Source organism: Mesorhizobium sp. M1A.F.Ca.ET.072.01.1.1, from assembly GCF_004023325.1.
Classification (GTDB): Bacteria; Pseudomonadota; Alphaproteobacteria; order Rhizobiales; family Rhizobiaceae; genus Mesorhizobium.
Genome location: NZ_RZSF01000016.1, coordinates 1 through 24,170, shown reverse-complemented (window position 1 = coordinate 24,170; position 24,170 = coordinate 1). Strand labels below are relative to the sequence as shown.

The window sequence follows — 24,170 nt, the reverse complement described above, 5'->3', positions numbered from 1 at the left end:
ATGGGGTGCCGGCCTGCTTCGCTCGGGCCTCCGCAAGGACCGGTCCGCCTGTCCGGCTGTCATTCGAGCCCCACGGCGGAACATTTCCATGCCCTTCCGCCGCGCGAGATTTGAAGGAACCAATAGCGCCAAGCATTTGTTTTCTCAGTTCAGGTTCGGCGGTGGGCTCCGCAACAAAGAGAGCCATGAAGGTCGGCAGTTGCATGACAAAGGACGTTGCCGTCGCGAATCCCGAACAGTCGATCCGCGAGGTGGCGCTGATGATGGGCAAGCTCGACGCCGGCGTCGTGCCTGTCGGTGAAAATGACCGGCTGGTGGGGATGATCACCGACCGGGACATGGTCATCCGCGGTATAGCGCTGGGCAAAGGTCCCGATACCAAGGTGCGCGATGTCATGAGCCAAGAGGTAAGATATTGCTTCGATGACGAAGACGTCGATCATGTTCTTGCTAACATGGGAGACTTGCAGGTGCGCCGGCTCCCGGTTCTGAACCGAGACAAACGGCTCGTTGGCATCATCTCCCTTGGAGACCTCGCAAGAAAGGGTGAGACACGGGAGGCTGGAGAGGCTTTGAGCGGCATTTCGGCGCCAGGCGGTGTTCATTCGCAGACCGCCCATTGATGACAACGACGATCGTCGGTTGACGCCCGCCGGGCGTGACTGGGTTGCGGCGGCCACATTGCGGCTTCGCAACCTGATCACGTCCTGCGGACCGACCGCTGGCGATGTCAGCCTAAGCCAACGCTGTCTGGCCCAAAGCCTGATCTCTTTAGGCAGAGGGTCGCGCCTAGTGTTGCGTTCTCCGGCCATTGTTTGACGCTCACCTCCCCGTCTTTCCGACCTCCGGCTTCATAACCCGCCTGAGGTCGGCCCGGCTACCGCTGCTCACCGAATAGGCGCGCGTGATTTCGGCGCCGAACAGAAAGATCTGAGCCGAGTAGTAGACCCATAGCAGCACCACCATCAGCGCGCCGGCGGCGCCATAGGAAGTTGCGATCGAACTGCTGCCGATGTACCAGCCGATCAGCGACTTGCCGATGGTGAAGAGAAGCGCGGTGACCAGCGCACCGACAGCGACATCGCGCCATTTGAGACTGCGGTCCGGCAGGACCTTGTAAATCGCCGCGAAGAGCAGCGCGATCAACGCGAACGAAACGATCGTATTGATCGAACTCACAATCAGTTCGCCGAACGGCAGGTGTTGGTTGATGACATCGGCCAACAGCGAGATGGCCGTGCTCGCCGCGAGCGACACGAGCAGCATGAAGCCGAGCGCGGCGACGAGACCAAGGCTCGCCGCCCTCGCCCGCACCAAACGCGAGAGCGACATGGCCCTTGGCTCGACCTTCCAGATCTCGTTCAGCGACTGCTGCATCTCGCCAAAGACGCCGGAAGCTGTGATCAGGAGCGTCACCAGCCCGATAATGGTGGCAAGCGCGCCGGACCAGGGACGCGAAGCGGTCTCGATCGTCGCCTTCAAGAGGTCGGCGCTCTGCGGACCCATCACCCCCGATATCTGGGCCGATAGCGCGAGTTGGGCGGCGTCCTTGCCGACGACGAGACCTGCGACCGCCACGACGATGAGAAGGATCGGCGCAAGCGAGGTGGTGGCATAGAAGGCAATCGCCGCCCCATGGCTCAGCGCGTTGTCATCCATATAACCGCTGACGCTTTCCTTCAGCAGAAGCCAGGCTTCCTGAAGCCAGCCGGTCTTCGATTTCCTGTCTTCCGCCATGCGCTCGACACCGAACTGAAGCGGGCCGGGTGGGACAAGAGCTCGACTGCCTTTTCGTTGGCCAGGATGTGAAGCCGGAAAAACCACCCTGTTCTCTTTGCCACCAGGTCCGGCTGACGCGGCCCGCAGAGATCAATGACGCCGCGGGCGGGAGGTTCCGATCTGTTCGATGTCTCGGCGGGACGTCACGCTGCTTGATTGCGATGTTCCACACTCGGACAGAAGTCGGAGAGGCTGACACCTCTAAACCTACGCTTTGCTGCATCATTTGATAGGGCCGGCGAGCATGGTCCCTTCCTTGCGGACCAGAATTAATAGCGCAAGTCCGGCCAAGGTTGGCGAATCTAACGCCCTGAGCCGCCCGGTGCCATAAAGGTGGCGAAGTCACGTCCAGAGGACGGCAGGAAAAATAGCCGGAACGCCTCGCCCGCCAGACCGTTATCGGCAATGGCCCTTGCAGATGACATTCAAATGGCACGACAGCACGTTCGACAAGGCCAGCGACACATCGCCGAGCAGCGGGGTCGTATTGCCGAACTGGAGCGCCTCGGGTTGTCGGCCGACAAAGCGCAAGAATTTCTAGAAGTCCTCGAAAGCTTACAGTCCTTCCACGACTTGCACCTGTCGAGGTTGCTGGAAACGGCACAAAGGGGTGGACGCAGCCTAGATGCGCCTCACTTCGTTGAGCCGTAGCCGCGCCTTCTGCTCTTCGGCGTAGCTGAGCGCATGGGCCTCCACATCAAAGGACCGAACGCGGTCACGCAGTCCCGTCTCTTCTATCAAAACGTGCCATTCGTCGCCGGCTTTCTTGATGGAAACGGTGCCGCGCTTGGCCCCGGGCAGCTTCGTGGCGAGTAGTAATTTTCTTGAACGGTCAATCGATGCTCTGGTTTGAGCAATCACGTTCCTGTCATGCTCGGATTGGAGCGGCCGTTCGTATATGGGATCGTCGGACATGGCAGGTCTCCGGCCTTTGCTGCAGACGGGAGCGCGGTAGCTGTTCTCTCAGGCCGGCTTCCTTTGCCAGCTGCCGGCGATGATTGTGATTATACGAACGATGATGAAAAACGCCAAGGCCCTTGCTGGGCGGGACGCTGTTGCAGGCTGGTGGCCGACAACCGGTTTAACGAGCTCATGAAGGCCGCCGTCCTCCAGGAACAAACCCCGGATTGGTGCGTATTGGCTGAACAGCCGGGTCCAGATGGGGGCACAATGTCAACTCGCAAGAAGCGCCACACCCAAAATGCATTCTCGCTTTGTGGAGACTTGATGTTGGCACCCGCTGTCGTCGCCATGCGCCTTCCGCTGATTGCTTTGGATGCAAGCAGCCGCGCCCCGAAAGGGATCGAGGCAATGCTTGCGGTCAACGAGAAGGCGCTCGCCTTCGCCGAAGGCATGGCCGCCGCGCAATTGGTTATCTTACGATCGGCTTTAAGGTCTTGGCCTGAAGTTCTATCCGGCCGGAGCCCGTCTTTTCTAAGCGGCGGTGCGCTGAAGGAGTCCATGGTCGCAGCACTCAAACCTGCCGGCCGCCGCGTCCGAACAAATTTCAACCGGCTCTCCAAACCGGGCTGATTGGGGCCAGATTGATGTTCTGGCCCGAAGCGGTCGCGGACCGCCGGCAATCGAGCTTTCTGACGACGGCAGTTGAGGCTGCCGGCCGTGGCACACATGCCCGCATCGATCGGCGCTTGGAGTGTCCAGCCGTCATGTTGGCAATTGAAGGCAAGTTCGGCCTTTTGGCTGAATTTTGATTTATTAGTAGATGCGCATATACTCGTTTGCCGGCATCGTGTTCCCTAAGCCCCTGCCGGCCAAGGCCCGGTGGCCACCCCATAGCCACCCAAGGCTACCGGGCCACCTGCCCCGTCCTCTAGGCGCCCAAGGCTGCCCTGCAATCGCCCTCGCTATGGCCAGCGAAATGGAAGACCCGGAACAACCCTCGTCGCTCCAAGTTCGGGTCGCTGTTTGGAGCGATGATGAAGACATACCGAGTTGAAGAGATGGCTGGCGACCAGGTGGTGGCTTATCACGTTGCCAATGCCCGTGCCCCTTGGGAGGCTGCTCAGAAAGTTACCGGCAAAGACGTCCTGGCGAGACGGGATGAACATTTCTGGGTGCGGGTGACCGATGAAGGAAACCGCGCAATTTATAAATATGCCTTCAGGCTTGACGCACCGGACTGCCTTTGAGGCTCCGTCCGGTCGGGCCTGGGAAAGGGAGGCGGCGCATTCGGGTCCGGGCAATCGACGCTTGGCACCTTTCCGCAGGGTGATGCGGGATCATCGCCGGCATCAGCATACCGCTCTACGAGTTTTGCGAATCCGTAGGCAAAGGCGGCGAGAAGCGCCAGGACAACCGCTATCCGAAAGGCCATTGGAGATTATACCCCGGTCGGCCTGCGGATAGTAATCACTACTGCTATCCCGGCGAGCCGCCGGCCAGGCTGAATTAGCCGGATCCGCAGAAGAGCCCGCCGCACCTCCTCCGCGAGCGGGCTCTTTGCGTCGGGGTCAACCCGACCAAGGCGCGCTCGACCGTCCCTGTTTGCCGGGAGCTGCGCCCGGAAGGCGAACTGCAGCGGCACAGAATTGTTCCAAGACAGACAAGAGAGCCCGGCCGCCTGGGGTCGAACGGGCTACGCCTCCGCGCGGCGCGGTGAACCTCGGCCGGAGACACACGCCGCGCGACCCAACCGGGACGATTGGCAGAATGTTCCCTTCCGCCGATGCGACAGAAGTCCGAGAGGCTGACGCTTTGGTCCCCATGCTGAAACTTAAGCCTCGCTGCATCGTTTGAGAGAGCCGGTGAGGAAGTGCGTCACCTTCCTGGTCGGTAGCAGCTAGATAGATGCCCGCCATTTCCTGCCTGGAGTGACGGGCATCGTCCTTATCGGGACGCTGCGCCGTTCACGAGCGAGACGACGATCACGGCCGTAACGGCGGACAGGCGGTCACGCTTGACTAGGACGGGCTTTTCATAAGTGCGCTTCATGGCGAATCCCCCTTGCTGAAGTTGGCTCGCCGATCTGGCTGAGGCAGCACCCGACCGTCATTTAAAAAAGATGTAGGTCCGGAAGTAGCGACGAAAGGGCCGAAGCACGAGGAAAGCGGCGCTGATCGACGACAAGGCCATACAGTCAAGGCCATAGAAAAGAAAAGCCCGCCGACCAAAGCCGACGGGCCATCTTCCCTCAAAACTGTGCGCCCCTTTCCCAGATGGTCCGCCCGATTCCGGGAACCCCGCACAAGCGTTTCCTAATACAGTCGCCCCCAAAGGGCTGTAGCCCAGCGGCAACAATGACGAACATTCACAAGAGGCGAGCGGCAGGCAGTCCAGTCCGTTCAGATCGTTACCTCCCTAAAGGTAGCCTGGATAGCGAAACCAGTTCATTCTCGTCCACAATACCCGCCATGAAGTTGGCGATGATGCGAGAGGCCAGCGCCTCACGCTGCTCCGTAGTTTGGCCATCATATTTCAACCGGTCGAAGACGCGGGCCAGAAATTCCAGCTCTTCCGGATCGAAAATTTCCGCTTCCAGTGCTCTTTGGCGGATCGCCATGGCGGTGAACTCCTATTCGTGCCTGGCTCTGCCGGCAGGCTTGCGCATGCGAACCCCAATGGGATACTCGACTTGATTCAATATGGAACTCCCGTGAGCGTTCCCTTAGCGCGAGATCTAAAAGAACGGCCCGCCCCTGATGGGAGCCAGGGAGCGGGCCTGCGGAGAATGGGAGGCTCCGCCCGGCGGCTGTGCACAGATCGGGAGGGAATTGCGCCGCCGCGCCCCAAACTTCTTCGAATGCGAGGTGTTCCGCGATGGCGGAACATTTTCTTGGTGATCCGTTTGTCTCGGGCAGGAGGAGTGTTTCCGTACCGGTTGTCATCGGCATAGGCTTTGCCATCGTTCAAGCCTGCGCACGCTGACACACCCCTGTTTCATTTCAGAACGGAATATGCTGGCATCAGCCTTGCAAATAGGATGATGCCGGTACCCTCCCGGGTCGGCACTCGTCGGGCTTGGGGCTGGGCTATGGGGCGGCGAGCCCGGCGAGTTCTCAAATACATTAGCAACTGCTTGTAGACAGAGCTGAACAGGCGGATAATCAGGCCACGCGCGTACGAGGAGCTTTGAGGGAGTTCCAGCCATGCGACCGATCCTGCTGATCGTCGCCGCCCTTGCCGCGTTCTTCATCTGGGATGGCGTGGCGAACAAACGCGCCTATCGAATTGCGCTGATGAAAACATCGACCAGTCCGAGCACTTCCCAGGTCTAGTGCGGGTTGCTCTGAACCAATGATTTGAAAGCATTGTCGCTCCGGACGGAAGTCGGACATCCAAACGCATTGGTCCCAGCATGAAACATTAAGCCCGTTCCGACATTTGGTAGAGCCGGCGGAATCCTTCAGTCGTCGGCGGAGAGAGGTCAGGTACCCGCCATACACTCCCCCGGGTGGCGGGTACCTGTTTGGGTTTTCAGCCGTCAAGCCGCCTTCGCGGTGCTGCTTCGCACATGAAGGGTATCGACCTACAAGTGCAGTGGACCAGAAAGCCCGTCGCGCAATGGCGCAAGCGCGACGGGCTTCTGTTGCTTACGGAGTAGAGCGGCCGCACCCTGAATGGGAGAAAACGAGTGCGGTCGCATGTTACCAACCCGACCGCACCGTTCGGGTTCCATCAGCCTGCTCGAATATTAGCGCCAGCTTGAAGCCATAATATTGGCTGCACTCATCCGGCTCGGCTTTATCCTTATGAATGCGTTCCGGCTATACAATCAGGGGTATATGCTCATTGGTCAGCCGGCGCCGTGTTGCGATTCCGAGCCCCCGCCGGTCAGGCCCGGCTCAATTCTGGCCTTTGTCGGCCAGAGAGCCGGGCCGCTCCGGACACCGGCGCGGTGTACGCCTTTTGGAGAACTACTTTCTTTGCAGACAGCAATTAAAGTATCTTGCAGGAAAGGAGTGCTAAAATGCCGAATGAGAGCAAAAGGCTTATTGAAAAGAATTCCGAAAAGCTTGTTTCAGAGGCCAACGCGCGCCGCGATTTTCTCAAGCAGGCTGGACGCTTTGCTGCGGTGACGCCTCCGGCCATTACATTGCTGCTCGGCACAAGCTTGAACTCCAAGGCGATTGCCAAATCGGGAGGAACACGTCCGGGCAATGGATGGGGTGACAAGAACCACGGTCACGTCGGTCCCAAGCCAAAGTTTCTTAGATCCGGCAACGGAAGGTCGCGGGGGGACAGCTATGGCGGCGGAGCCCATGGGGGCTCGAGGTCCGGCGATCCCAACTAGTGCCGTCGAGGAACGACCTCTTCCCGCTCTACTGAGGTTAGACAGGCCGGCGCATTGGTCGTTATGCTAGAAACAACTTGCCCGATGCATCATTTGGTAGGACCGGCGAGGAAATGCGTCACCTTCTTCGTCGGCAGCAGTGAAATAGATGCCCGCCATTCCTGGAATGACGGGCATCTGTTGCGTCTCTCGGCTAGAGCGCTCTCCCAGTGCTGCATCGCCTGAGGATCATTTCACACAAGCTCTTCCGAACGCGCTCATTTTGCTCAGAACCCGTCTACGCGAACTTCGGCTTTAGTGGACTTGTTCCAGCCGAGGGCACCAGGCTCGCTTTAGCGAACCTTCTCGAGTTCTTCCAACAGCTGGTCAGCGTCAGTTACACCGCGTCCAAAAAGGCTCATGACTTTGACCGCGACGTTTTCGCGCTCGTCCTTGCGTTCGATTTTGTGACTGGAGCAGTAGTCACTCACCGCCTTGGCCAGAATGTTGACCTCTGCAGGTTCAACTATACCGCATCCCGCACTTTTGGGCGGGACAGCATTGCGATTGCTTCCACGCATCGTTTACCTCACCCGATACGCCACAACGGGGAAAGGATACACCCAAAAAAAGTCAGCTACGAGTCAATTGGATCGGACTGAGGTCCCGGGCAAATAGCCGATTGCCTCCATGCTGCGCTACCGAGCAACGGCCGCCCACCGAACTTCTGCCGGCGTCACTGCGCGGTCTGTGAATTTCGTCTCGGCAGGAGCCCTATCGGCTTGGTTCGCGCATGACATTCTAGAGCAGCAGGCCGGCCAGTAACGACACGACTGCGCTTAGCATATCATCGCCGGTCAGCCCTGATGAATATGCGAAAGTTGATGCCAGCTCGGCCATCGTTCGACCCAAGGAGTGCGGGATTGCCCGAGGAGAACTTTTAGATGCCGCTAAAGTTCCTTGTGAGCGCTGGCGGGCTGTCTCCTCATGCCGCGAAGGTGTTTCGGGCTCGTATCGGGGGCAGTGTGAACGCCGTCAGAGACGGCACATTCATCTTCGGCCGGAAATCCATTCCCAAGCGGAGGAACGCTAGACCCGTTGCCGTGACCCGCCAAGGTTAGACAACGGGCCTAGCTATCGGTTCGCTTCTCAAGTCGGTGACACTGTCGCCGCAAACCGAACCCAACTCCAAAGCCCAGGGCAACGCCCGCCCAGTCATCTACGCAGTTCACTAGCAGGTCCGCAGTAACAAATGTTAATGGTACACTACTGGCTTGGCGAGAAAGGCGCCGCTGGAGGAAAGCGACCTTGGCCCGTCGCAGCGCCCAAGGGATCCGCGCAACGGGCCAAGTAACCCGGCCTTCGGCTTTGTTGAGGCCGGTCCTCCCATCCTCCGCCGTGGCGGGCGGAGTGACGTTAATCCTGCACGAGCGAGCAGTCCGTTTTCGATAACTTTTGTTAGTCCCGCCTAAAATTGCCGCTTGCCACGCCTGGAACATTCCTGCGCGGCCGCTGTTATTCCCTGCCGGAGGAACAAGCGATGGCAGACGACAAGAGCAAGCGTGGTGGTAGTGACCGCAACCGGGTATCAGCGGACGATGACTACGAAGTCCGGCATTTCGCCAACAAGGTCGGGCTGACGGCGCAACAGGTTCGCGATCTCATCAAACAGCACGGCAACGACCGGAAGACCTTGGAACGCGAGGCCGAAAGGCTTCGCGGATGACCAAGAGCTCCAACGCAGCGGCGATCGCCGGGATCCACGCCAAATCATGAGCAGCGCAGCACGAGCCGCTTGAACTGGACGCTGAATAGCCGGTCAATCATCGTCATCGCTTGTTACGCGACGATATCGGAAGCGATTGCGGATGTGCGCGTTGAAAAAGCGGCCCTTGGCAAAGGCTGATCGGAATGCCGCGAACGTCTCCGGCGGCACCCCCTCGAACTCGTAGCGTTTCCCGCTGGTCACAAACCATACGGAAAGAATCCCTTTGGCCGGATCATATTCTGTTTTCTTGATCGAGGTGGATGGCATGGCACGGCACCCGGTGATCTGGCATAGAGCGAACGATCCGGCCGGCCTTTTGTTTCCGAAGCTAGTGAATGAGAGCCAAGTCTCGCAGCCGACGCCGCCGTCCCAGATGCGGACGGGCAGCGGCAGCGCGAGCGCCGCATTCCATGGCATCGAAAAAGCCCGCAGACCGGAGCCTGCGGGCTGAGTATTCTGGAGGTTGGTACCTGAGTGCGCAAACCTGGCAACGTGCGCAGCAGGCATCCAATCAACAAAATCCGACAGCGACCGTTCCCTAAAATTCTGGACCTCGGCCACCGGTCCCAGCGAATGCGGGACAAATGTCGTACGGGCCAACTCAAAGGTCGGGGGCAGGAAACATCTTGCGAGAAATTCCATTGGGTCGCGACTGGCGAGGATGAGCCCTGCCACCCTCGAGGTCATCTCAACACGGAGAGTTCGCAAAGGTTGCCAGGCAGGCCGAGCGGCTGGGCGATAGCAGGTAAATGGCAAACCAGTCTGTTCATCGGCCCCGCACTGTTCGAGGCTCCTATCCTCGGTCTGGCACTTAAGATTGGAACAACGGAGGCAATTATGATCGAAACATCCAAAGCCTTGGCCACCAGGTTGACGGGTCTCCAAGAGAGGCTGCGGGCGGCCAACGTGAGCATGGATGACATGCAGGCATTTCAAAGGGTCGCCGACCATATGGACAACGGTCGCGGCGGCATCGACGCCGACGATCTGATCGCGCTCTCCTTTGTCATGTCGGATGACGCTGAGCGATCGCAGATGGAAACAGCGCCGGCGATCGAGCCTGCAGCCTATAGGCAGCATCGGTCTGTCGGCCGATCCCGCGGCGCGAAGGGGACGGGCTACATCGTTCCGCGCAAGGCGGGCTGAACGCGCCCCTATCCGGGTTAGTTGCTGGCTGCCTTGGCTTTCAATCGGACTTGCCCGAGTCCTCAAGTCCGACGATTGCAGCCAGTATGGCATCGTAAGCGCTCCCGATCTCCTCTTCAATCTCGTGCTCGGAAACACCTGCGGCCTTCGCATCTGCAAAGAGCTTGGTCGTCAATTCCGCGACGGAAATGATGTCAGCGCCGACGCTGCCGCGCATCACGTTGTTGGTAATCCATTCGCCAAAGAATTCGGCCCCGCGTTCGCTCATAGGCGATGCCGCGCCTTCAGAAAATGAGCCTCTCGAAGCAGGGAATTCCAATCGGTCCCGATCAACTCGATCAGTTCGCGGGCTTGCTCTTCGGAAATGTCTGCCTCCCTGGCCAATCGGCCGGCCAGGATCTCAACGGCACCGTCATGCGAGTCGCCTTTGTCGGTGTGCTCGTTCATCGAAACCTCCTAGCCTTGAAAACTGCCGAAAGGCCGACAGGTTCAGGCTTGTGCCGAAAAATCTGAATTCCTTCGGACTCTTGCCAGCGTCTGCGACTGCCTGGCCGGCCGTTTTGCTAATCAGGTTGTCTGCGGCAGCCGTCAGGCCGGATTACCAAGACGGCCGGCGGATCGAGAACCGCCTTCTTCATGAAGACCTTCATATAGGCGGCCGCGGTCAATAGCCCCCAATGATCGGCAGGATCTCGCCGGTGATATAGCTGGAGCATTGCGGCGAAGCGAGAAATACATAGGCAGGCGCGATCTCTTCCGGCTGGGCTGGCCGTTTCATCGGGGTCTTTGCGCCAAACTGCGAGACCTTCTCCGCTTCCTTCTCCGACGGGTTCAGCGGCGTCCAAACCGGCCCCGGCGCCACGGCATTGACGCGAATGCCCTTGCTGATCAGGTTACCAGAGAGCGCCCGGGTGAAGGCGTGAATGCCGCCCTTGGTCATCGAATAATCGATGAGTTCCTTCGAGCCTTCGATGCCGGTGACCGACCCGGTGTTGATGATGGCCGAACCCGGCTTCATATGCGGAACGGCTTCCTGGGCCATGTGGAAGTAGCCGTAGAGATTGGTCTTCAGCGTGGTGTCGAAGTGTTGCTCGGTGAGGTCGGCGAAATCGGTCGAATGCACCTGGAAGGCAGCGTTGTTGACGAGCACGTCGAGCCTGCCGAAGGCCTTCAGCGTCCGCTCCACCGCCTTGTGGCAGAAGGTCCGCCTGGCCACGTCGCCGCGCATGATGATGCAGCGCCTGCCTTCGGCCTCGACTGCCTGCTTTGTCGTCTTCGCGTCGCGATCCTCGCTGAGATAGGCGATGGCGATATCCGCCCCTTCCCGGGCGAACAACACGGCAACTGCGCGGCCGATGCCGGAATCGCCGCCGGTGATCAGCGCCACCTTGCCTTCCAATTTGTTCGATCCCTGCCAGAACGGCGCGTCGTAGAGCGGCGCGGGCTCGATCGCCCATTCCTCGCCGGGTTTCGGATGATGCTGCTTCGGGAAAGGCGGCACTGGGTATTCCCGTGCGCCGGCCTGCATGGCGCCTTGTGATTTGGATTTGCCGTTCGACTTGGCGCGATCGGTCGCGTCGACCTTGCGTTGCACGCTCCGCTGCTTGCTGGCCGCCTGCTCGGAGGTGGATTTGGTCCGCGGGGCCGATTTCATCGGTGTGGCGGAGTCGGTCATCCTGGCGGATTTCGTCGGCATCGGTGTCTCCTTCGCTTTCGATGGACAACGCACGCGAACAGAAAAGGTTGGCCTCGCTCCGAAGCTGCCGGCTCTCAATCCGGACATCGGTCGCGACATCCGTTGGGACCTCAACCACGGCCGCCACCACCTCCGGCGCCGCTCACCCGGACGGCGATCAGTAAGGAGCACGTTTTTTGACCGCCACGGGCCGGCTGAATGCAACTACCCGGCAGCAGCTTCGTTTTATGCGATCTCAAACAGGCGGTAGCACCATGAAATCCTTTCGGACCGATAATCCCTTGGCGGCGGCGCCGACCGCGGACCTCTTCGTCGGGCCCGCCCGGCCTGTGTGCGAATGGCTAGGACGGTGAAAGAGCCTTGAGCAGATTCCTGCCCCTCACCATCCACTTCGTCAACGGCGGCACGATGATGGTGTCGTCGATCGCTGACGCCAAGAAGGCGCTTGGCCGGAAATGGAAGAGCAAGGACTCACCAGCCTATCGCAAGGCGGTTCGGCTTGTGGAAGACGCGACCAACGGGATTTGCCGGCCGGCAATCGCCTTTGCCGCCTTCAAGAAGGCAGCCGCCGAGCAGGGTCTGCTGGAGCATGCGGGTCCCAGTGCAGCGCTCAGCATGCTCGACCAACTTTCGTCCCGCAACGGCAAGGGCACGCCGAAGTAACGCTCGCGCACCTCGGCTCGTCGTCCCGGCTTCAAAAAATATTTCGCGGGAACATCGGTCGATCCCACCGGTTTTGTTTGGTCAAGAAAGTCGAACGAAGGAGACGTCGATGGCAAAGAAAAGTTCGTCCGGCGCGGCGAACGGCTTGGAAAGCCTGTTCGTGGATGGCCTGAAAGACCTTTATTATGCAGAGAAAAAGATCCTGAAGACGCTGCCTAAGATGGCCAAGGCGGCGCAGTCACAGGAAGTGGGCGCGGCCTTCGAAAAGCATCGCACCGAGACTGAAGCTCAGGTCGACCGGCTCGAGCAGGTTTTCGAAATGCTGGGCAAGCCGGCGCGCGGCAAGACGTGTCCCGCGATCGATGGCATCATTGAAGAGGGTTCGGAGATCCTCGAGGAATACAAGGACGAGCCGGCGCTCGACGCGGGCCTTGTGGCTGCCGCCCAGGCGGTCGAGCATTATGAAATAGCGCGCTACGGCACGCTGATTGCCTGGGCGGAGCAACTGGGCCTGAAAGACGCCCTCCCCTTGCTGCGCGACACCCTCAAGGAAGAATCCGCTACCGACGAGACACTTAGCAAGCTCGGCGAAAGCGGTGCGAACAAGCGGGCCATGCAGGCGGCCGCGTAAGGCGCCCGATAAACGCTTATTCGCATGCCAAAAGTCGACTTGGCGACGCGGCCCCGGTCTCTTTAACCGGGGCCGCGATTAGTGAGGGGCCCGCCTCCTCGCGAAACGCTGAGCGGTCGCCTTCTTGGCGTCGCGCCGCCTTCAGTTGACTTCTTGCCGGTACCCAGCGCCGACCGACAGGATAGACCGCTCCACCACGGTGCAGTTCATCCGGTACGATATCGTCAGGCTGGCTTGGCGGGAAATTTCGTCAGGGTGAAAGTCCGGAGTTCAACATTGGAACAAGCATTCAATCGGCTCGCGGAGAATGTCGCCCATGCCGCGGGCCGTGCATGGGCCTTCGTCTTGTGCGTGGTTTCGGTGGTCCTCTGGGCCATTGCCGGCCCGGCCTTTCATTATTCCGAGACTTGGCAGCTGATCATCAACACCGCGACGACGATCGTTACTTTCCTGATGGTTTTCCTGATTCAAAATACCCAGAACCGCGACGGCGTGGCCATTCAGGCGAAGCTCGATGAGCTCATTCGCTCAGGCCGCGCAAAAAACGACTTCATCGGCATCGAGCATCTCACGGAAGCGGAGGCCCAAGAATTCAGAACCAGGTGTGCCCAAACCAAGACCGCCAGCAAGGGGACGATCGCATCTCACGCCGAAAGCCGCCCTGCCTAAAACATGTCTTCCGAAAGTGGAAACCGGCTTCGGGACCAAAACATGCGTGACGCGCTTTAGTCGCCACGATGCTTGTTGTGGCCGCTTTCCTGATTCTTGCCGCGAAGCATGTTGCGATCATCGGGGTCGACGAGGTCGGGCGTGTCGCTCCTGAGGTCCGAACCTTTCCGCCGCGCTTCGCGCTCCGCGGCCGGCTGCTTCAGCTCCGCCTTGGCGTCGAATTCCTTGGGCGCGTTCTTCGTGTTCTCACGTTCTTCCAGAATGCGCACTTGCTGGTCATGGGTTCTGCGTCCGCTCACCGGTTCCTCCTGTTCTTTTGTCGGTAACGGCAGTTGGATTCGATCGTTCCGAACATGCGCAAGAGCGACCCGTCTGATCCTCGTTGTAACCGCTCAGACGAAAGACGCGGCAACGCAAGCTCCGCCAGAGGAACATTGGCAGACGGCGGCCGTTCTCAGCTCGAAGGAGGCGGCCCATGAGTGCAACCAAGGAGTTCTTTCGAAGCTGGCTCGAGGAGAACGTCGGGAACTTGCCTGCCGACACGCAAGTCAGCGTTCCGGTGCTTGTGCGACAGTTCGAGCAGGACGCCGACGCCGCGGGCTACGGGCACGAGGTTCGCGAGGAGGAAATCGGCAATATCGAAGATGCAATCGAACGGGCGCTCGACATGACCGCCGAGCAGGAGGACCCGACGGAATCAAATCCGCGGAAAGAGACCTCGCTTGCCCCGGTCATTGAAGCTCTCGAGGAGTCGGAACCGGCACAGGCGGAAGACCATGAGGATCGGGACTGACCAACTGCCGCACGGATGGCCGGAACAAAGAGACAGCTCGCCTGTTGGGCTGCTTCTGAACAGATCGGCACGTGATCCGACGACGTGGCAGGCCAGATAGGTAAGTAAGCCAATGACGAAGCATTCTGCAAAGGACGATCCGTCCAAACTGGGATCGGACCGTGACCGGGCGAGCGAACAAGGCACAAAGCGAAGAGATAAGCGTTTGCCGCAGGAAGATCCTGTCGAGGGCGCGCGCGACACGGTGGAACGCGAGCTTGAACGGCAAGATCGACCGGTCGACGCTGAGGGAAGAGAGCGCGAACGCAGGGCTCTCCAGGAACAGGTCGATGAGGAGACGAAGCTGCCTCAGAAGGGCTCGGCCTGAAAGCTCCTTCTTTGGAAGCCAGCGCCTGGGTACATCCGCCGCTTCTCTCAACAGCGGCGTGTGCCAATGGCTCCGTAGCAGCACGGGATCATGCCTGACATCGCCACGTTCAACGACGTGGTCCTCCTCCTCGCCGCGGCAGCGGCCGGGCTTGCCCTCTACAATGGCCTGCGAGCGCGGCGGGCGTTACGCGGCCGCCGTTTTGGACGCTTCGTCGAAGTCGACGGAGCGCGGCTGCACCTGATCGAGGACGGCCAGGGCATGCCGCTGTTGTTGCTGCATGGCAACGGCTCTTCGGCCGAGGATTTCACGACAAGCGGCATCGTCGACAAAGCGGCCGCAAACTATCGTGTCCTGGCTTTCGACAGACCAGGCTTCGGCAGGAGCTCGCGCCCGATCGGCAGGATCTGGTCGGCCGCCGCGCAGGCCGATCTGATCGATGCCGCGGCCGCCAAACTCGGAATTGGACGCTATATTGTTCTTGGCCACTCTTGGGGTGCCGCCGTTGCGCTCGAGATGGCGCGACGGCACCCTGGGCGCGTTGCCGGGGTCGTGCTTGTCTCCGGCTACCACTATCCATCGCCAAGGTTCGAACTCGCCTTGTCGGGGTTGCCGATCTTGCCTTTGATCGGAACGGCCTTCCGCCACACCTTGCTGCCGCCGCTGGTCAGGCTTGGCTGGGCTTGGTCAATGCGAAAGATATTCGGCCCGGCGGCGATCTCGGCGGCATTCACCGCAACGACGAGGGAGTTGGCGAGCCGCCCCTCGCAACTGCGGTCGATCGCGGCGGAGTCTTTCCTGATGTGGATCGCAGCGGCGTTTGCGACGCCTCGGCACAACGACATTTCTGTTCCTGTTGGGATAATCGGCGGCGCCGGCGATCAGCTTTTCGACGCGCCGGCCGAGGCGTTTCGGCTGCAGGCGGATCTCGCAAACTCGGTAGTCGATATCGTCCCCGATGCCGGGCATATGGTGCACCTGACAGCCCCGCAGGCGGTGCTCGCCATGATCGACAAGATCGCCGCTCTTTCGACCACCGAGGACGCGCAGCGGAGCGACCGATAAGCGGCAGTGCCGTGCAACCGGCCTTCGACGGGGAACCTTCCGATCGGCGCCGCTTTATCTCCATGTTCGAAGCAGCAGCAGTGAGAGGAAGCATTGCGCAGCATTGCTCGGCGGAAACTGCCTTTACTGCAGGTGCTTGCACTGACACTTGCTTCCTGCTCCTCGTCTGAAACCGTCGAACAGCAATCGAAGCGTGCCGCCTCGACCGCGCAGGCGGCGGTGCTGGTCACCGATGCCTGGCTCTCCGGCGCCGCGCCGTCCCACTACGCGTCCTTTGCCCTACAATCCTTCGCCGAGACACTCGCCGATGCCGGCCGGCAAGTCGAATCGGCCTCCCCGTCCGATCCTGCAAAGCGAGACACGCTGAAGGCGGCGGTCAGCCGGCTGTCCACCGCGGCAAGCGGGGCCGAGAGCGCGGTCGAGGCCGAACAGGAGGCGCAGGCCAGCCGGGCACGCAATGAGCTTCGCGCCGCGCAGGCGGATCTCGCCACGGCCTATCGCGGCTATTTCGCGCCGCAACGATGAAGAAGCTGCTGGAAATTTCGCTTGGCGTCGTGACCAGCGTCGGTGGTTTCCTGGAGGTCGGTTCGATGGCGACGGCGGCGCAGGCCGGTGCCCTGTTCGGCTTCCAACTCATCTGGGCGATCGTGCTCGGCACCATCTGCATCATTTTCTTGGTCGAGATGGCCGGTCGCTTCGCCGCCGTGAGCCACCACACCATCGCCGACGGCATCCGCGAACGCTTCGGCTTCAATGCTTTCCTTTGGCCGCTGCTTGCAGTCCTTCTGGTCAATTTCCTGGTCCTCTCCGCAGAAATAGGCGGGGTTGCCATCGCTGCCGAGTTTGCCACCGGGATCAGCTTTCAATGGTGGGCATTGCCAGCGGCTTTCCTCGCGTGGCTGCTGCTGTGGAAAGGCACGTTCGGCCTCATCGAGAAAGGCGTATCGATGCTTGGCTTGATCACGCTCTGCTTCGTCGTCGCAGCGGTGATGCTGAAGCCCGAATGGAAACAGGTGGCTGCCGGTGCCGTGCCCAGCCTGCCACAACACGATACGGCGAACTACTGGTTCATGGCCGTCAGCATCCTCGGCGCTTCCATCTCGCCCTACCTTTTCATGTTCTATTCCTCGGGCGCGGTCGAGGATCAATGGGACAAGAGCTATCTCGGCACCAATCGGGCGATTGCCGGTCTCGGCATGAGCTTCGGAGGAACGATCTCCGTGGCCGTGCTGATCGTGGCCGCGCTTGTGCTCGGCGCCCATGGCGTGAACCAGGTGGACGACTACAACCAGCTCCCGCTGATGCTGATCTCGGTGTTCGGCTTCTGGGGCTTCGTCCTTTTCGTCGCATCGCTCGGCATCGCCTGTTTCGGAGCCGCTCTGGAAGTGGCGCTGCAGCAGGCCTATCTCGTCGCGCAAGGGTTCGGCTGGACCTGGGGCGAGGATCTCAAGCCGCGCGACGATCCCGGCTTCAGCCTCGTCTACACGCTCACGCTTTTTCTGGCAGCCGTTCCGATAGCGCTTGGTCTCGACCCGCTGAGGCTCACCATCTTCTCAATGGCGTTGACCGCCGCCAGTCTGCCGCTGACGGTCGTTCCGTTCCTCTTCCTGCTGAATGACGAGCGCTATGTCGGCCAGCACCGCAACGGCGTCATCTCCAATGCCGCCGTGATCTTCGTCATCGCACTCGGCTTCGTGCTGGCGGTGGTGACTATTCCCCTGCAGATGTTCGGAGGCACCTGATGCAGCTGCTGCGCGATATCCTGGACAAGCAGGTCGTCGACCGCGAGCAGGTCAAGATCGGCAAGGTGGATGGACTGGTCGCCGAGCTGAGGCAGGGCAAGCCGCCGAGGGTCGTTGCGGTCGAGCTTGGCGCGATTGCGCTGGCCCGACGGCTTGGCGCTCGGCCTGGGCGATTAACGGCGCGGCTGGCGGCAAGGCTGAGCGGGAAGCAGCAGGCACGGCCGCATCGCATCGCCTGGACCAAGGTGCGCGACATCGGCGTCGACATCGAATTCGATATCGACGTGCGCAGGACCAAGATCTTGGCCTGGCAGAGGTGGCTGCGCGATCGCATCGTCGGCCGAATCCCGGGAGCCTGAGGATGGCGAATGTGAATCTCGAGCATCTGGCTGGTCGGCGCGTTCTCACGCAGGGCGGCAGGAGCATCGGCCATATCGAGGAGGTCATCGCCGAGCAGGACGGCGACGACCTCGTCGTCACCGAATTCCATGTCGGCATCTTCGCAGCTTTTGAACGCCTGTCGGCCTTGGCCATCGGCACCGCATTGCTCGACCTCTTCGCGCTGCGCCGCCGCGAGGGCCTCTATCGCATACCTTGGGACAAGCTCGATATCTCCGATCCGGCGCAGCCGCGGCTGCTCTGTTCGGATGACGAGCTTACCGGCTTCGGAGGCGCCGATCGGGGTAAGTAGCTACTTACAAAAAATCCTGGTCGCGGAAGGGAACATCGCGGCCGGCGCGAAGTTGGAACAGGCAAGGAGGAGCCTGCGCCATGAACAGTGTCATCTATCTTATCGGTCTCATCGTGGTTGTGCTCGCGATACTCTCCTTTCTCGGCTTTCACTAGGAGGCGTCATGCAGCGCGAAAATAATCAGGGCCGCGAGCCGGCCGACTTCGGCAAGGCGAAGAACGAAGTTTCCGATCGAGTTAAGAAAGAAACCCAAAGCGCCGGCGAAGCGCTCCACGATGCCCGCGACGAGGTCGCTCGCAGGGCAGTCGACTATGCGTCGGAAGCACAGGAGGTCCTGTCGGAGAGGGCCGAGGAAACGCAGCGCGACATCGGATCGAGCCTGGCGGCATTCGGCGGCGCTCTGCGTGCCGCAAGCGACCATCTGGCCAACAGCGACCAGAGCTCGGCGTCGAATTTCATGCGGGATGCGGCAGGCGGACTGGAGAGGCTGTCCTCCTCGTTGAAGCAGAAGCCCTTCGGCGAGGTGCTTGAGGAAATTCAGAACTTCGGCCGCCAAAATCCCGGCACTCTGATCGCTGGTTCGGTGCTGGCAGGACTGGCGCTCGGACGGTTCATAAAGGCTTCTCCCCCGGAAACACGCCGCGCGGGGCAGAGCGCAGCGACGCCACGGAAGACTGGGAAGACTGGTAGGGAAACGAGCAGGCAGACTGGTGCGCAGGCGAGCGAGCCATGGGATGACGCGACGACCAATTGGGGCGTCGACGGCGGCGCTCCCAGGAAGGCAGCGGAGCTAAAGAAATGAACACTCAAGACAACCAAAGCCTCGGCACTCTGGTCGCCGATCTGGCACAGCAGGTGAGCACGCTGGTGCAAACGGAGGCCAGACTCCTGCGCGCGGAGCTGTCCGAGAGCGTGACTAAAGCGGAGGCCGGCGCCGTCGGGGTTCTGGGCGGCGCGGTATGTCTCCTCGCCGCACTGATAGTGCTGCTGCAAGCGCTCGTCATTGCCCTGACCCGCCTCGGCCTGGGCGCCGGCTGGTCCGCCTTGCTCGTCGGAGTGGTCGTTGCCGTGCTGGGTGTCATCCTCCTGCGGACCGGCATGGCGAGCATGTCGCCCTCCGAGCTCGCGCCGGACCGTACGCAGGAGCAACTGAAGCGTGACGCGAACGTAATCAAGGAACAAGCGAGATGAGCGACAAATCCGCAGCCGAACTCGAACGCGAAGCCGAGGCCACGCGAGCAAGGGTGGTAGCGACCGCCGAGTCCATTCGAGGCAAGATGACGCCCGGCCAGCTCTTCGATGAGTTCACCGGTGTTTTCAGCGGCGGTGCAGGCTCCGACATGCTCCACAACCTGAAGGCTCAGGTGCGAGACAATCCTCTGCCACTAACCGTAATCGGCGCCGGTCTGGCCTGGCTGATGCTGGGCAGCGGCGCTTCCGCCGCAACCCCCGCGCCCGGCTACGCGACCCGTCGCGGTTCGGACCGCCATGACGGCACATCCACGGCGGGAACCGGAGCCATGACTTCGGACACCTATGCCTCTGTCGGCGACATGGCCAGCGGTGCGGCCGGCACTGTCTCGGGAATGGCCAGCAGTGCGGCCGGCACCATGTCTGACATGGCGAGCAGCGCAGCCGGTAGCGTTTCTGACTTGGCAAGCGGCGCGGCGGAGACGCTGACAAACTCGGCGACAGCCACGGCCGACATGGCGACGAGGGCCACTCGTTCCGCGCAGCAGTTGATGGAGGATCAGCCTCTGGCAGTTGCTGCTGTCGGTCTCGCGATCGGAGCGGCGATCGGCGCGATGCTGCCCCACACGCAACTCGAAGACGAGCGGCTCGGCGGCTATCGCGAACAGCTTCGCGAGAGGGCCGAGGACGCGCTCGAGAAGGGCGTCGACCAGGTGAAGCAGGTTGCAGCCGAAGCCTACCAGGCGGCCAGCGACGAAGCAGGACGGCAGGCGTCGAGCGAAGGCACGCTCGCTGACAAGGTCAGCGATGTCGTCAAGTCCGCCGCCGACAAAGCCGATGAGGCGGTGCACCGGAGGCTGTCCGATACCGAACCGTCGACAACGAACAAGTCCTGATCTGAACAGACCGGATCGGTTTGCAAGAATCGCGTTCGAGGAACAATTCGCGTCGGGCAAGTCTGGTGAACCATTCGAGCCCGACCCGCTGGATGGCTGCCGGTAGAAGCCGCGCCACAGGCTCGGCTTCGCTATCGCGGCTCTCTAGCCGGAGGGAGCCTTTTTAGCTTTTTGGGGATGGCTCCGCGAAACTTCCCCTGCAGACAGCGTAAATCCTCGCCAAGATTCCTGCAGCATCGCCACCAACGCACACCGACTGCATTGGACGTTGATCCCATTTGTTCGGTGAATAACTGGCGGCGCCCAGTCTCTGCACGGTCATACCTGCCGCCGGGCCGTCCTCCAATACGACGATCGAACCGGATCGGGTGGCGAATAAGTGCGGGTCGGTCAGGTAGACGGCGGCGCTGCAGTCGTGCACGAGCATACCCGCTTCGCCCCATTGCAAGTAGAAGTCGATGTAGCCTTGCGACAATGCGGCTACCATTTGCATGGCGGCATCGGCACCTTCCGAGACCGCGGCGAGATCCTGTCGCGTCATCACCGTTTGATTTGTGAGATTGAGCGGAACCGCGGTCACTTTCCACGAGGCTGCAAACACTCGATCGGCTGCCTTCGGATCTGCGTAGATATTGGCCTCGGCAACGGGCGACACATTGCCAGGGACTTCGAACGCGCCGCCCATGACGACGACGTCCTGCACCAGATCTGTTATCGCCGGATCGGCCTCCAGTGCCCGCGCCAAGTTGGTCAGGCCTCCGACAGCAAGCAACCGCACCTGACGCGGATTCTGCCGGACGGTATCGACGATGAATCGCGCGGCAGTGTCCTTCTCCTCCCGCGCTTCCTGGGCAATAGGATAATCCCCCAGCCCGTTCGCGCCATGAACATGGACAGGATAGGGGTGCGGCGCCCCGGACCAGTTTAGCGGAACGGAAGCACCGGCGTGAACGGGCGCTTTGATCCCCCAAGCCTCGGCGAGGAACCTGGCATTGCGCGTTGTAACCGATATCGATGCGTTGCCGAAGACAGTTGTGATGCCGAGCAGTTCGATGTTCGGATGACGGTGCAGGTAAAGCAGCGCGAGGGCATCATCTACGCCAGGATCGGTATCAAAAAGAATTCTCTGCTTTGTCATGTCTCTATGGTCACGCTCTTTCCCACACTGCCGCCAATTGTCTTAGCCAGCCTTCTTCGAGAAGCGAGGCCGACAGAATCGTGGCTCCGAGTGTCACCACCGAAGAGTATCGTGAATATGTCGCCGGGTGACGCGCGTGACGTGTTTCTCGTCGGCGCGTCGGTCTCTCGCCGCCCGGTGTGGACCGCGAGGCCGACATCGCTGTCCTCAAAGGCCGCTGCGGTCCACCAGATGACACGGCGTCCCCGCCTCAGCGGAGGAGCCCGTCGCTCTCGAAGTCTTCCCAGCCGCGCAACTTGGAGTGGACTGCCTCGCTTTGGCTGTCGTCGGTTTCGGCCGCGCCGCGGCTCTTTTGCGAGCGCTTGAGCGCCGCCTTTGCAGCGGCTCGGCGTCGGTTCTCGGCGGCTCTCGCAGCGTCTTCCTCGCGCCAGACCGCTACAAGGTCACGGTCGAGCACATCCTCGATCAGGCGCGGATCAAAAACGTGGAAGGTGATTTTCCTCGCGCGCCCACGCAGTTTCACCGTCCGCGTCCCGGCGCTCTGCAAGCGGCCGGCCTTGAGCCAGCGGTGACGCTCGCCCGCCGAGATCGTCAGAATGTCCTCGACCTCGCGAGGCATGACGGGCAAGTCTTCGATGTCCTGCATGGCTTTGGACACGATCGCCGATGCGGCTTCAACATTGGCATGGGAGCCCTCCGGCAGACGCAAGGTGAGAACCCGGGACTCGCTATGGAGCAGGCTTCTCAAGTCCGTCGGAAGGCGAGCGCGCATTTCAAGAAAAATGCCCCTCGCCCGCACCGACGATCCAAGCGTCGCCGCCGGGGATAGCGGCCACTCTGCAACCAGCCGTGCAGTCGAATCGATTTTTCTGCTCGCGGGCATCCCCTTAAGTAGGAGTCCTGCCCTGCGAACTCAACGCGAAGCGAGCCTGCACCGGTCTGCAGCAACCGCTGTTGCATCGGGCAGGATCGCCGGACAAGGCGCTCGTTCGGCACTCAGGACAGCGGCGAAATGGAGCGAATTGCCAAATAGGGAGTTAGGCTGCCTAGACGGGAGAGACAACAATGAATCCCAAAGCCGCTCCAGAGGACCAGGGGTACGCCACTCCGACCACGCCGGCGGCGGAAGGCCTCGCCCCTGCCCTGGCGCGGAACATCGAGGCACTGGTCGAGAGGCGAAAGCGCGATGCCAAGGCAGCATCGCTGGAGCAGCGCGCGGCGGCGGCAATCAGCAGGTTTGCCGGCAGCATGATGTTCGTCTACATCCACCTCGTCTTCTTTGGCGCCTGGATCGGCCTAAATTTCGAGATCGTGAACTTTATAAAACCCTGGGATCCTTCTCTGGTTATCCTGGCCATGTTCGCCTCGGTCGAGGCGATCTTTCTCTCAACGTTCGTACTGATCAACCAGAACCGCATGGCCGCCCAGGATGATGCGCGGGCAGACCTCGATCTGCAGGTGAGCCTGCTCAACGAGCATGAGACGACCAAGCTCATCAAACTGGTCGAGGAGATCGCGAAGCGCCTGGATGTTCCGACGGAAGCAGACAATGAGTTGAAGGAGCTGAAGCGCGACGTGGCGCCTGAAGCGGTCTTGGACAAGATTAAGGAGGCAACGGGTCAAGCGACGGTCGGCTGACCGATCCGTATCCACCGGACGCCAGCAGAAGCTGCAGAAGGCCTATCGTGCACTCCATGCTCCCGCCGGGCGCCGCCATCATCCCGCCTGCGCAAATAGCTGGGAGACGCCCGAACGGGCCATTTGCCAGAGCTGGTTTATACCGCATGGGGAAGTCATGGCGGACGCGCTCGGACTGAGTGTGCCCCATCTCAATCGGTAGTTCAGCAACTGCGTGTCGAACAGCTCATCACCAGCAACTCGCGCGTCCTACATTTGCCTGACCTCGCGGGCCTGCAAAGACTCGCTCAGTACGAGCCGATGGCTCTTACCCCAATCCCAATCCTGAAGCACCAGATCGACGCCCCGAGCGCGTCATTGGGCGTGACTCACCAATGGATTTATTACAGCCGCACAGGCATACTATGGATCGGGCGCGCAGTGGTTGAAAATGATTGCGCCGCGTTATGTTATTTACAGGCTGCGCCGGTCCCTGTCGCTATCGTTTGTGGCGTTGGCATCCGGCTGGAAACGACTGCGAAAAAGGAGGCAGCTCTGGTCCCATAAGAACGGGACATCCTTTGCGTCATTGATTTTGCGATTTGAGACCGGCGACGGGCCCATCATTTGCCCGCTTGCCGAACAGGGAGGAAAGCAATGGACGGAGAATCGCGTTCCCAATCAAGGCGAAAATTTCTGAAGACGAGTGGACTTGTCGCTGGGCTAACGGCGACGGCGGTCACCGCGCCCTGGGTTCGAAGGGCCGGAGCCGCAGACGCAATCACCTGGAAAATCCAAACCTCGTGGCCGGCGGGTGTCGGACTTGAAACCTTCCAAAACTGGTGTGGCACCATCAAGGAAAAAACCGGAGGCCAACTCGAATTTCAGCCGTTCAAGGCAAAGGATATCGTTGGTGACTTCGAACTCCTCGACGGGGTGAAGAACGGGGTTCTGGAAGCGATGAACTCGTTTTCACTTTATTGGGCCGGCAAGCTTCCCGCTACGGCGTTCCTGTCCTCTTACACGTTGGGGCTACGCTATCCGCACGAATGGGATATCTTTTTCTATGCAAAAGGTGGTCTGCAGGC

Annotated in this window: 33 protein-coding genes; 22 read left to right on the top strand and 11 right to left on the bottom strand. The window is 60.8% G+C overall.

Annotated features, from left to right (window positions below; genetic code table 11):
- Window positions 1-185 precede the first annotated feature (185 nt).
- On the top strand, window positions 186-623 hold the full coding sequence (locus EOA32_RS04440; protein ID WP_095779493.1) for a CBS domain-containing protein: 438 nt from the start codon (window positions 186-188) through the stop codon (window positions 621-623).
- A gap of 199 nt (window positions 624-822) precedes the next feature.
- Here EOA32_RS04440 and EOA32_RS04435 read toward each other — a convergent pair whose 3' ends face one another.
- Both EOA32_RS04435 and EOA32_RS04430 read right to left on the bottom strand, forming a co-directional pair.
- Window positions 823-1,737: a YihY/virulence factor BrkB family protein gene (locus EOA32_RS04435; protein WP_066994863.1), complete on the bottom strand. Its 915-nt coding sequence runs from the start codon at window positions 1,735-1,737 to the stop codon at window positions 823-825.
- Window positions 1,738-2,400: 663 nt separating this feature from the next.
- Window positions 2,401-2,694: a hypothetical protein gene (locus EOA32_RS04430; protein ID WP_066994860.1), complete on the bottom strand. Its 294-nt coding sequence runs from the start codon at window positions 2,692-2,694 to the stop codon at window positions 2,401-2,403.
- A gap of 177 nt (window positions 2,695-2,871) precedes the next feature.
- Here EOA32_RS04430 and EOA32_RS04425 point away from each other — a divergent pair, with 177 nt between their 5' ends.
- From EOA32_RS04425 to EOA32_RS04420, 3 genes are all read left to right on the top strand, one after another.
- Entirely contained in the window at window positions 2,872-3,312 is a 441-nt protein-coding gene (locus EOA32_RS04425) for a hypothetical protein (protein ID WP_245418711.1), read from the top strand.
- A 14-nt stretch (window positions 3,313-3,326) separates the two neighbouring features.
- Window positions 3,327-3,491 carry a hypothetical protein gene (locus EOA32_RS38385; RefSeq protein ID WP_156752636.1) on the top strand — a complete coding sequence of 55 codons (165 nt, stop codon included), beginning with the start codon at window positions 3,327-3,329 and terminating at the stop codon, window positions 3,489-3,491.
- 225 nt (window positions 3,492-3,716) lie between these two features.
- Window positions 3,717-3,929: a hypothetical protein gene (locus EOA32_RS04420; protein WP_095779495.1), complete on the top strand. Its 213-nt coding sequence runs from the start codon at window positions 3,717-3,719 to the stop codon at window positions 3,927-3,929.
- A gap of 1,160 nt (window positions 3,930-5,089) precedes the next feature.
- Here the strand turns inward: EOA32_RS04420 and EOA32_RS04415 are convergent.
- The gene (locus tag EOA32_RS04415) at window positions 5,090-5,299 is read right to left on the bottom strand and encodes a hypothetical protein (protein WP_066994857.1); all 210 of its coding nucleotides are present in this window, start codon (window positions 5,297-5,299) and stop codon (window positions 5,090-5,092) included.
- A gap of 586 nt (window positions 5,300-5,885) precedes the next feature.
- Here EOA32_RS04415 and EOA32_RS40510 point away from each other — a divergent pair.
- Together EOA32_RS40510 and EOA32_RS04410 are read left to right on the top strand one after the other, a co-directional pair.
- The gene (locus tag EOA32_RS40510; RefSeq protein ID WP_281013058.1) at window positions 5,886-6,014 is read left to right on the top strand and encodes a hypothetical protein; all 129 of its coding nucleotides are present in this window, start codon (window positions 5,886-5,888) and stop codon (window positions 6,012-6,014) included.
- A gap of 692 nt (window positions 6,015-6,706) precedes the next feature.
- A complete protein-coding gene (locus EOA32_RS04410; RefSeq protein ID WP_082953717.1) occupies window positions 6,707-7,030 on the top strand; it encodes a hypothetical protein in 324 nt (107 codons plus the stop codon).
- 332 nt (window positions 7,031-7,362) lie between these two features.
- On the opposite strand, the gene EOA32_RS04405 is transcribed toward EOA32_RS04410, so the two are convergent.
- The gene (locus EOA32_RS04405; RefSeq protein ID WP_067320564.1) at window positions 7,363-7,590 is read right to left on the bottom strand and encodes a hypothetical protein; all 228 of its coding nucleotides are present in this window, start codon (window positions 7,588-7,590) and stop codon (window positions 7,363-7,365) included.
- 959 nt (window positions 7,591-8,549) lie between these two features.
- Here EOA32_RS04405 and EOA32_RS04400 point away from each other — a divergent pair.
- Window positions 8,550-8,735, top strand: coding sequence for a DUF3606 domain-containing protein (locus EOA32_RS04400; RefSeq protein ID WP_095779497.1), 186 nt, complete (start codon window positions 8,550-8,552; stop codon window positions 8,733-8,735).
- A 93-nt stretch (window positions 8,736-8,828) separates the two neighbouring features.
- On the opposite strand, the gene EOA32_RS39635 is transcribed toward EOA32_RS04400, so the two are convergent.
- Complete coding sequence (locus tag EOA32_RS39635) at window positions 8,829-9,419, bottom strand: KTSC domain-containing protein (protein WP_245499155.1); 591 nt, start codon at window positions 9,417-9,419, stop codon at window positions 8,829-8,831.
- 69 nt (window positions 9,420-9,488) lie between these two features.
- Here EOA32_RS39635 and EOA32_RS04390 point away from each other — a divergent pair, with 69 nt between their 5' ends.
- On the top strand, window positions 9,489-9,923 hold the full coding sequence (locus EOA32_RS04390; RefSeq protein WP_128370978.1) for a hypothetical protein: 435 nt from the start codon (window positions 9,489-9,491) through the stop codon (window positions 9,921-9,923).
- Between the two features lie 40 nt (window positions 9,924-9,963).
- Here the strand turns inward: EOA32_RS04390 and EOA32_RS04385 are convergent, their stop codons facing one another.
- The 3 genes from EOA32_RS04385 to EOA32_RS04375 form a co-directional block, all read right to left on the bottom strand.
- A complete protein-coding gene (locus EOA32_RS04385; protein WP_095779498.1) occupies window positions 9,964-10,191 on the bottom strand; it encodes a DUF768 domain-containing protein in 228 nt (75 codons plus the stop codon).
- Window positions 10,188-10,370 carry a hypothetical protein gene (locus EOA32_RS04380; RefSeq protein ID WP_067320556.1) on the bottom strand — a complete coding sequence of 61 codons (183 nt, stop codon included), beginning with the start codon at window positions 10,368-10,370 and terminating at the stop codon, window positions 10,188-10,190. Before EOA32_RS04380 ends, EOA32_RS04385 begins: the two co-directional genes overlap by 4 nt.
- Window positions 10,371-10,587: 217 nt before the next feature.
- Window positions 10,588-11,577 carry an SDR family oxidoreductase gene (locus tag EOA32_RS04375; protein WP_095783962.1) on the bottom strand — a complete coding sequence of 330 codons (990 nt, stop codon included), beginning with the start codon at window positions 11,575-11,577 and terminating at the stop codon, window positions 10,588-10,590.
- 402 nt (window positions 11,578-11,979) lie between these two features.
- Between EOA32_RS04375 and EOA32_RS04370 the strand changes: the two genes are divergently transcribed.
- From EOA32_RS04370 to EOA32_RS04360, 3 genes are all read left to right on the top strand, one after another.
- Window positions 11,980-12,282 (top strand): DUF982 domain-containing protein, encoded by a 303-nt coding sequence (locus EOA32_RS04370; RefSeq protein ID WP_066994825.1) that lies wholly within the window; start codon window positions 11,980-11,982, stop codon window positions 12,280-12,282.
- A 109-nt stretch (window positions 12,283-12,391) separates the two neighbouring features.
- Window positions 12,392-12,913, top strand: a complete 522-nt coding sequence (locus tag EOA32_RS04365) for a ferritin-like domain-containing protein (RefSeq protein WP_066994822.1) — start codon at window positions 12,392-12,394, stop codon at window positions 12,911-12,913.
- Between the two features lie 276 nt (window positions 12,914-13,189).
- The gene (locus tag EOA32_RS04360; RefSeq protein ID WP_128370977.1) at window positions 13,190-13,582 is read left to right on the top strand and encodes a low affinity iron permease family protein; all 393 of its coding nucleotides are present in this window, start codon (window positions 13,190-13,192) and stop codon (window positions 13,580-13,582) included.
- Window positions 13,583-13,638: 56 nt separating this feature from the next.
- Here the strand turns inward: EOA32_RS04360 and EOA32_RS04355 are convergent, their stop codons facing one another.
- Window positions 13,639-13,881 carry a hypothetical protein gene (locus EOA32_RS04355; RefSeq protein WP_095831577.1) on the bottom strand — a complete coding sequence of 81 codons (243 nt, stop codon included), beginning with the start codon at window positions 13,879-13,881 and terminating at the stop codon, window positions 13,639-13,641.
- Between the two features lie 176 nt (window positions 13,882-14,057).
- Between EOA32_RS04355 and EOA32_RS04350 the strand changes: the two genes are divergently transcribed.
- From EOA32_RS04350 to EOA32_RS04310, 9 genes are all read left to right on the top strand, one after another.
- The gene (locus EOA32_RS04350; RefSeq protein WP_095831576.1) at window positions 14,058-14,375 is read left to right on the top strand and encodes a hypothetical protein; all 318 of its coding nucleotides are present in this window, start codon (window positions 14,058-14,060) and stop codon (window positions 14,373-14,375) included.
- A gap of 457 nt (window positions 14,376-14,832) precedes the next feature.
- The gene (locus tag EOA32_RS04345; RefSeq protein ID WP_128370976.1) at window positions 14,833-15,807 is read left to right on the top strand and encodes an alpha/beta hydrolase; all 975 of its coding nucleotides are present in this window, start codon (window positions 14,833-14,835) and stop codon (window positions 15,805-15,807) included.
- Between the two features lie 93 nt (window positions 15,808-15,900).
- On the top strand, window positions 15,901-16,332 hold the full coding sequence (locus EOA32_RS04340) for a hypothetical protein (RefSeq protein WP_128370975.1): 432 nt from the start codon (window positions 15,901-15,903) through the stop codon (window positions 16,330-16,332).
- A complete protein-coding gene (locus EOA32_RS04335; protein WP_128370974.1) occupies window positions 16,329-17,549 on the top strand; it encodes a divalent metal cation transporter in 1,221 nt (406 codons plus the stop codon). Before EOA32_RS04340 ends, EOA32_RS04335 begins: the two co-directional genes overlap by 4 nt.
- On the top strand, window positions 17,549-17,908 hold the full coding sequence (locus EOA32_RS04330; protein WP_128370973.1) for a hypothetical protein: 360 nt from the start codon (window positions 17,549-17,551) through the stop codon (window positions 17,906-17,908). The genes EOA32_RS04335 and EOA32_RS04330 overlap by 1 nt, the downstream gene beginning before the upstream one ends.
- A gap of 2 nt (window positions 17,909-17,910) precedes the next feature.
- Complete coding sequence (locus tag EOA32_RS04325; RefSeq protein WP_128370972.1) at window positions 17,911-18,240, top strand: hypothetical protein; 330 nt, start codon at window positions 17,911-17,913, stop codon at window positions 18,238-18,240.
- Window positions 18,241-18,403: 163 nt separating this feature from the next.
- The gene (locus EOA32_RS04320; protein WP_128370971.1) at window positions 18,404-19,042 is read left to right on the top strand and encodes a hypothetical protein; all 639 of its coding nucleotides are present in this window, start codon (window positions 18,404-18,406) and stop codon (window positions 19,040-19,042) included.
- The gene (locus tag EOA32_RS04315) at window positions 19,039-19,431 is read left to right on the top strand and encodes a phage holin family protein (protein ID WP_066994794.1); all 393 of its coding nucleotides are present in this window, start codon (window positions 19,039-19,041) and stop codon (window positions 19,429-19,431) included. The genes EOA32_RS04320 and EOA32_RS04315 overlap by 4 nt, the downstream gene beginning before the upstream one ends.
- Window positions 19,428-20,327: a DUF3618 domain-containing protein gene (locus EOA32_RS04310; protein ID WP_128370970.1), complete on the top strand. Its 900-nt coding sequence runs from the start codon at window positions 19,428-19,430 to the stop codon at window positions 20,325-20,327. The genes EOA32_RS04315 and EOA32_RS04310 overlap by 4 nt, the downstream gene beginning before the upstream one ends.
- Window positions 20,328-20,490: 163 nt before the next feature.
- Here the strand turns inward: EOA32_RS04310 and EOA32_RS04305 are convergent, their stop codons facing one another.
- Together EOA32_RS04305 and EOA32_RS04300 are read right to left on the bottom strand one after the other, a co-directional pair.
- On the bottom strand, window positions 20,491-21,465 hold the full coding sequence (locus EOA32_RS04305) for a nucleoside hydrolase (RefSeq protein WP_128370969.1): 975 nt from the start codon (window positions 21,463-21,465) through the stop codon (window positions 20,491-20,493).
- 250 nt (window positions 21,466-21,715) lie between these two features.
- Window positions 21,716-22,348 carry a hypothetical protein gene (locus EOA32_RS04300; protein WP_095831571.1) on the bottom strand — a complete coding sequence of 211 codons (633 nt, stop codon included), beginning with the start codon at window positions 22,346-22,348 and terminating at the stop codon, window positions 21,716-21,718.
- A gap of 182 nt (window positions 22,349-22,530) precedes the next feature.
- Between EOA32_RS04300 and EOA32_RS04295 the strand changes: the two genes are divergently transcribed.
- Both EOA32_RS04295 and EOA32_RS04290 read left to right on the top strand, forming a co-directional pair.
- Window positions 22,531-23,103 (top strand): DUF1003 domain-containing protein, encoded by a 573-nt coding sequence (locus EOA32_RS04295; protein WP_128370968.1) that lies wholly within the window; start codon window positions 22,531-22,533, stop codon window positions 23,101-23,103.
- Window positions 23,104-23,739: 636 nt separating this feature from the next.
- A partial coding sequence (locus EOA32_RS04290; protein WP_128370967.1) for a twin-arginine translocation signal domain-containing protein occupies window positions 23,740-24,170 on the top strand: 431 nt, incomplete at its 3' end.

Bases quoted from the DNA above. Each gene is read 5' to 3' on its own strand.
- EOA32_RS04335 (WP_128370974.1), top strand. From the start codon at position 16,329: ATGAAGAAGCTGCTGGAAATTTCGCTTGGCGTCGTGACCAGCGTCGGT.
- EOA32_RS04375 (WP_095783962.1), bottom strand. From the start codon at position 11,577: ATGAAATCGGCCCCGCGGACCAAATCCACCTCCGAGCAGGCGGCCAGC.
- EOA32_RS04405 (WP_067320564.1), bottom strand. From the start codon at position 7,590: ATGCGTGGAAGCAATCGCAATGCTGTCCCGCCCAAAAGTGCGGGATGC.
- EOA32_RS04330 (WP_128370973.1), top strand. From the start codon at position 17,549: ATGCAGCTGCTGCGCGATATCCTGGACAAGCAGGTCGTCGACCGCGAG.
- EOA32_RS38385 (WP_156752636.1), top strand. From the start codon at position 3,327: ATGTTCTGGCCCGAAGCGGTCGCGGACCGCCGGCAATCGAGCTTTCTG.
- EOA32_RS04350 (WP_095831576.1), top strand. From the start codon at position 14,058: ATGAGTGCAACCAAGGAGTTCTTTCGAAGCTGGCTCGAGGAGAACGTC.
- EOA32_RS04380 (WP_067320556.1), bottom strand. From the start codon at position 10,370: ATGAACGAGCACACCGACAAAGGCGACTCGCATGACGGTGCCGTTGAG.
- EOA32_RS04365 (WP_066994822.1), top strand. From the start codon at position 12,392: ATGGCAAAGAAAAGTTCGTCCGGCGCGGCGAACGGCTTGGAAAGCCTG.
- EOA32_RS04320 (WP_128370971.1), top strand. From the start codon at position 18,404: ATGCAGCGCGAAAATAATCAGGGCCGCGAGCCGGCCGACTTCGGCAAG.
- EOA32_RS04410 (WP_082953717.1), top strand. From the start codon at position 6,707: ATGCCGAATGAGAGCAAAAGGCTTATTGAAAAGAATTCCGAAAAGCTT.
- EOA32_RS04420 (WP_095779495.1), top strand. From the start codon at position 3,717: ATGAAGACATACCGAGTTGAAGAGATGGCTGGCGACCAGGTGGTGGCT.
- EOA32_RS04305 (WP_128370969.1), bottom strand. From the start codon at position 21,465: ATGACAAAGCAGAGAATTCTTTTTGATACCGATCCTGGCGTAGATGAT.
- EOA32_RS04435 (WP_066994863.1), bottom strand. From the start codon at position 1,737: ATGGCGGAAGACAGGAAATCGAAGACCGGCTGGCTTCAGGAAGCCTGG.
- EOA32_RS04295 (WP_128370968.1), top strand. From the start codon at position 22,531: ATGAATCCCAAAGCCGCTCCAGAGGACCAGGGGTACGCCACTCCGACC.
- EOA32_RS04425 (WP_245418711.1), top strand. From the start codon at position 2,872: ATGAAGGCCGCCGTCCTCCAGGAACAAACCCCGGATTGGTGCGTATTG.
- EOA32_RS40510 (WP_281013058.1), top strand. From the start codon at position 5,886: ATGCGACCGATCCTGCTGATCGTCGCCGCCCTTGCCGCGTTCTTCATC.
- EOA32_RS39635 (WP_245499155.1), bottom strand. From the start codon at position 9,419: ATGGAATTTCTCGCAAGATGTTTCCTGCCCCCGACCTTTGAGTTGGCC.
- EOA32_RS04400 (WP_095779497.1), top strand. From the start codon at position 8,550: ATGGCAGACGACAAGAGCAAGCGTGGTGGTAGTGACCGCAACCGGGTA.
- EOA32_RS04345 (WP_128370976.1), top strand. From the start codon at position 14,833: ATGCCTGACATCGCCACGTTCAACGACGTGGTCCTCCTCCTCGCCGCG.
- EOA32_RS04430 (WP_066994860.1), bottom strand. From the start codon at position 2,694: ATGTCCGACGATCCCATATACGAACGGCCGCTCCAATCCGAGCATGAC.
- EOA32_RS04440 (WP_095779493.1), top strand. From the start codon at position 186: ATGAAGGTCGGCAGTTGCATGACAAAGGACGTTGCCGTCGCGAATCCC.
- EOA32_RS04385 (WP_095779498.1), bottom strand. From the start codon at position 10,191: ATGAGCGAACGCGGGGCCGAATTCTTTGGCGAATGGATTACCAACAAC.
- EOA32_RS04310 (WP_128370970.1), top strand. From the start codon at position 19,428: ATGAGCGACAAATCCGCAGCCGAACTCGAACGCGAAGCCGAGGCCACG.
- EOA32_RS04315 (WP_066994794.1), top strand. From the start codon at position 19,039: ATGAACACTCAAGACAACCAAAGCCTCGGCACTCTGGTCGCCGATCTG.
- EOA32_RS04415 (WP_066994857.1), bottom strand. From the start codon at position 5,299: ATGGCGATCCGCCAAAGAGCACTGGAAGCGGAAATTTTCGATCCGGAA.
- EOA32_RS04300 (WP_095831571.1), bottom strand. From the start codon at position 22,348: ATGCCCGCGAGCAGAAAAATCGATTCGACTGCACGGCTGGTTGCAGAG.
- EOA32_RS04325 (WP_128370972.1), top strand. From the start codon at position 17,911: ATGGCGAATGTGAATCTCGAGCATCTGGCTGGTCGGCGCGTTCTCACG.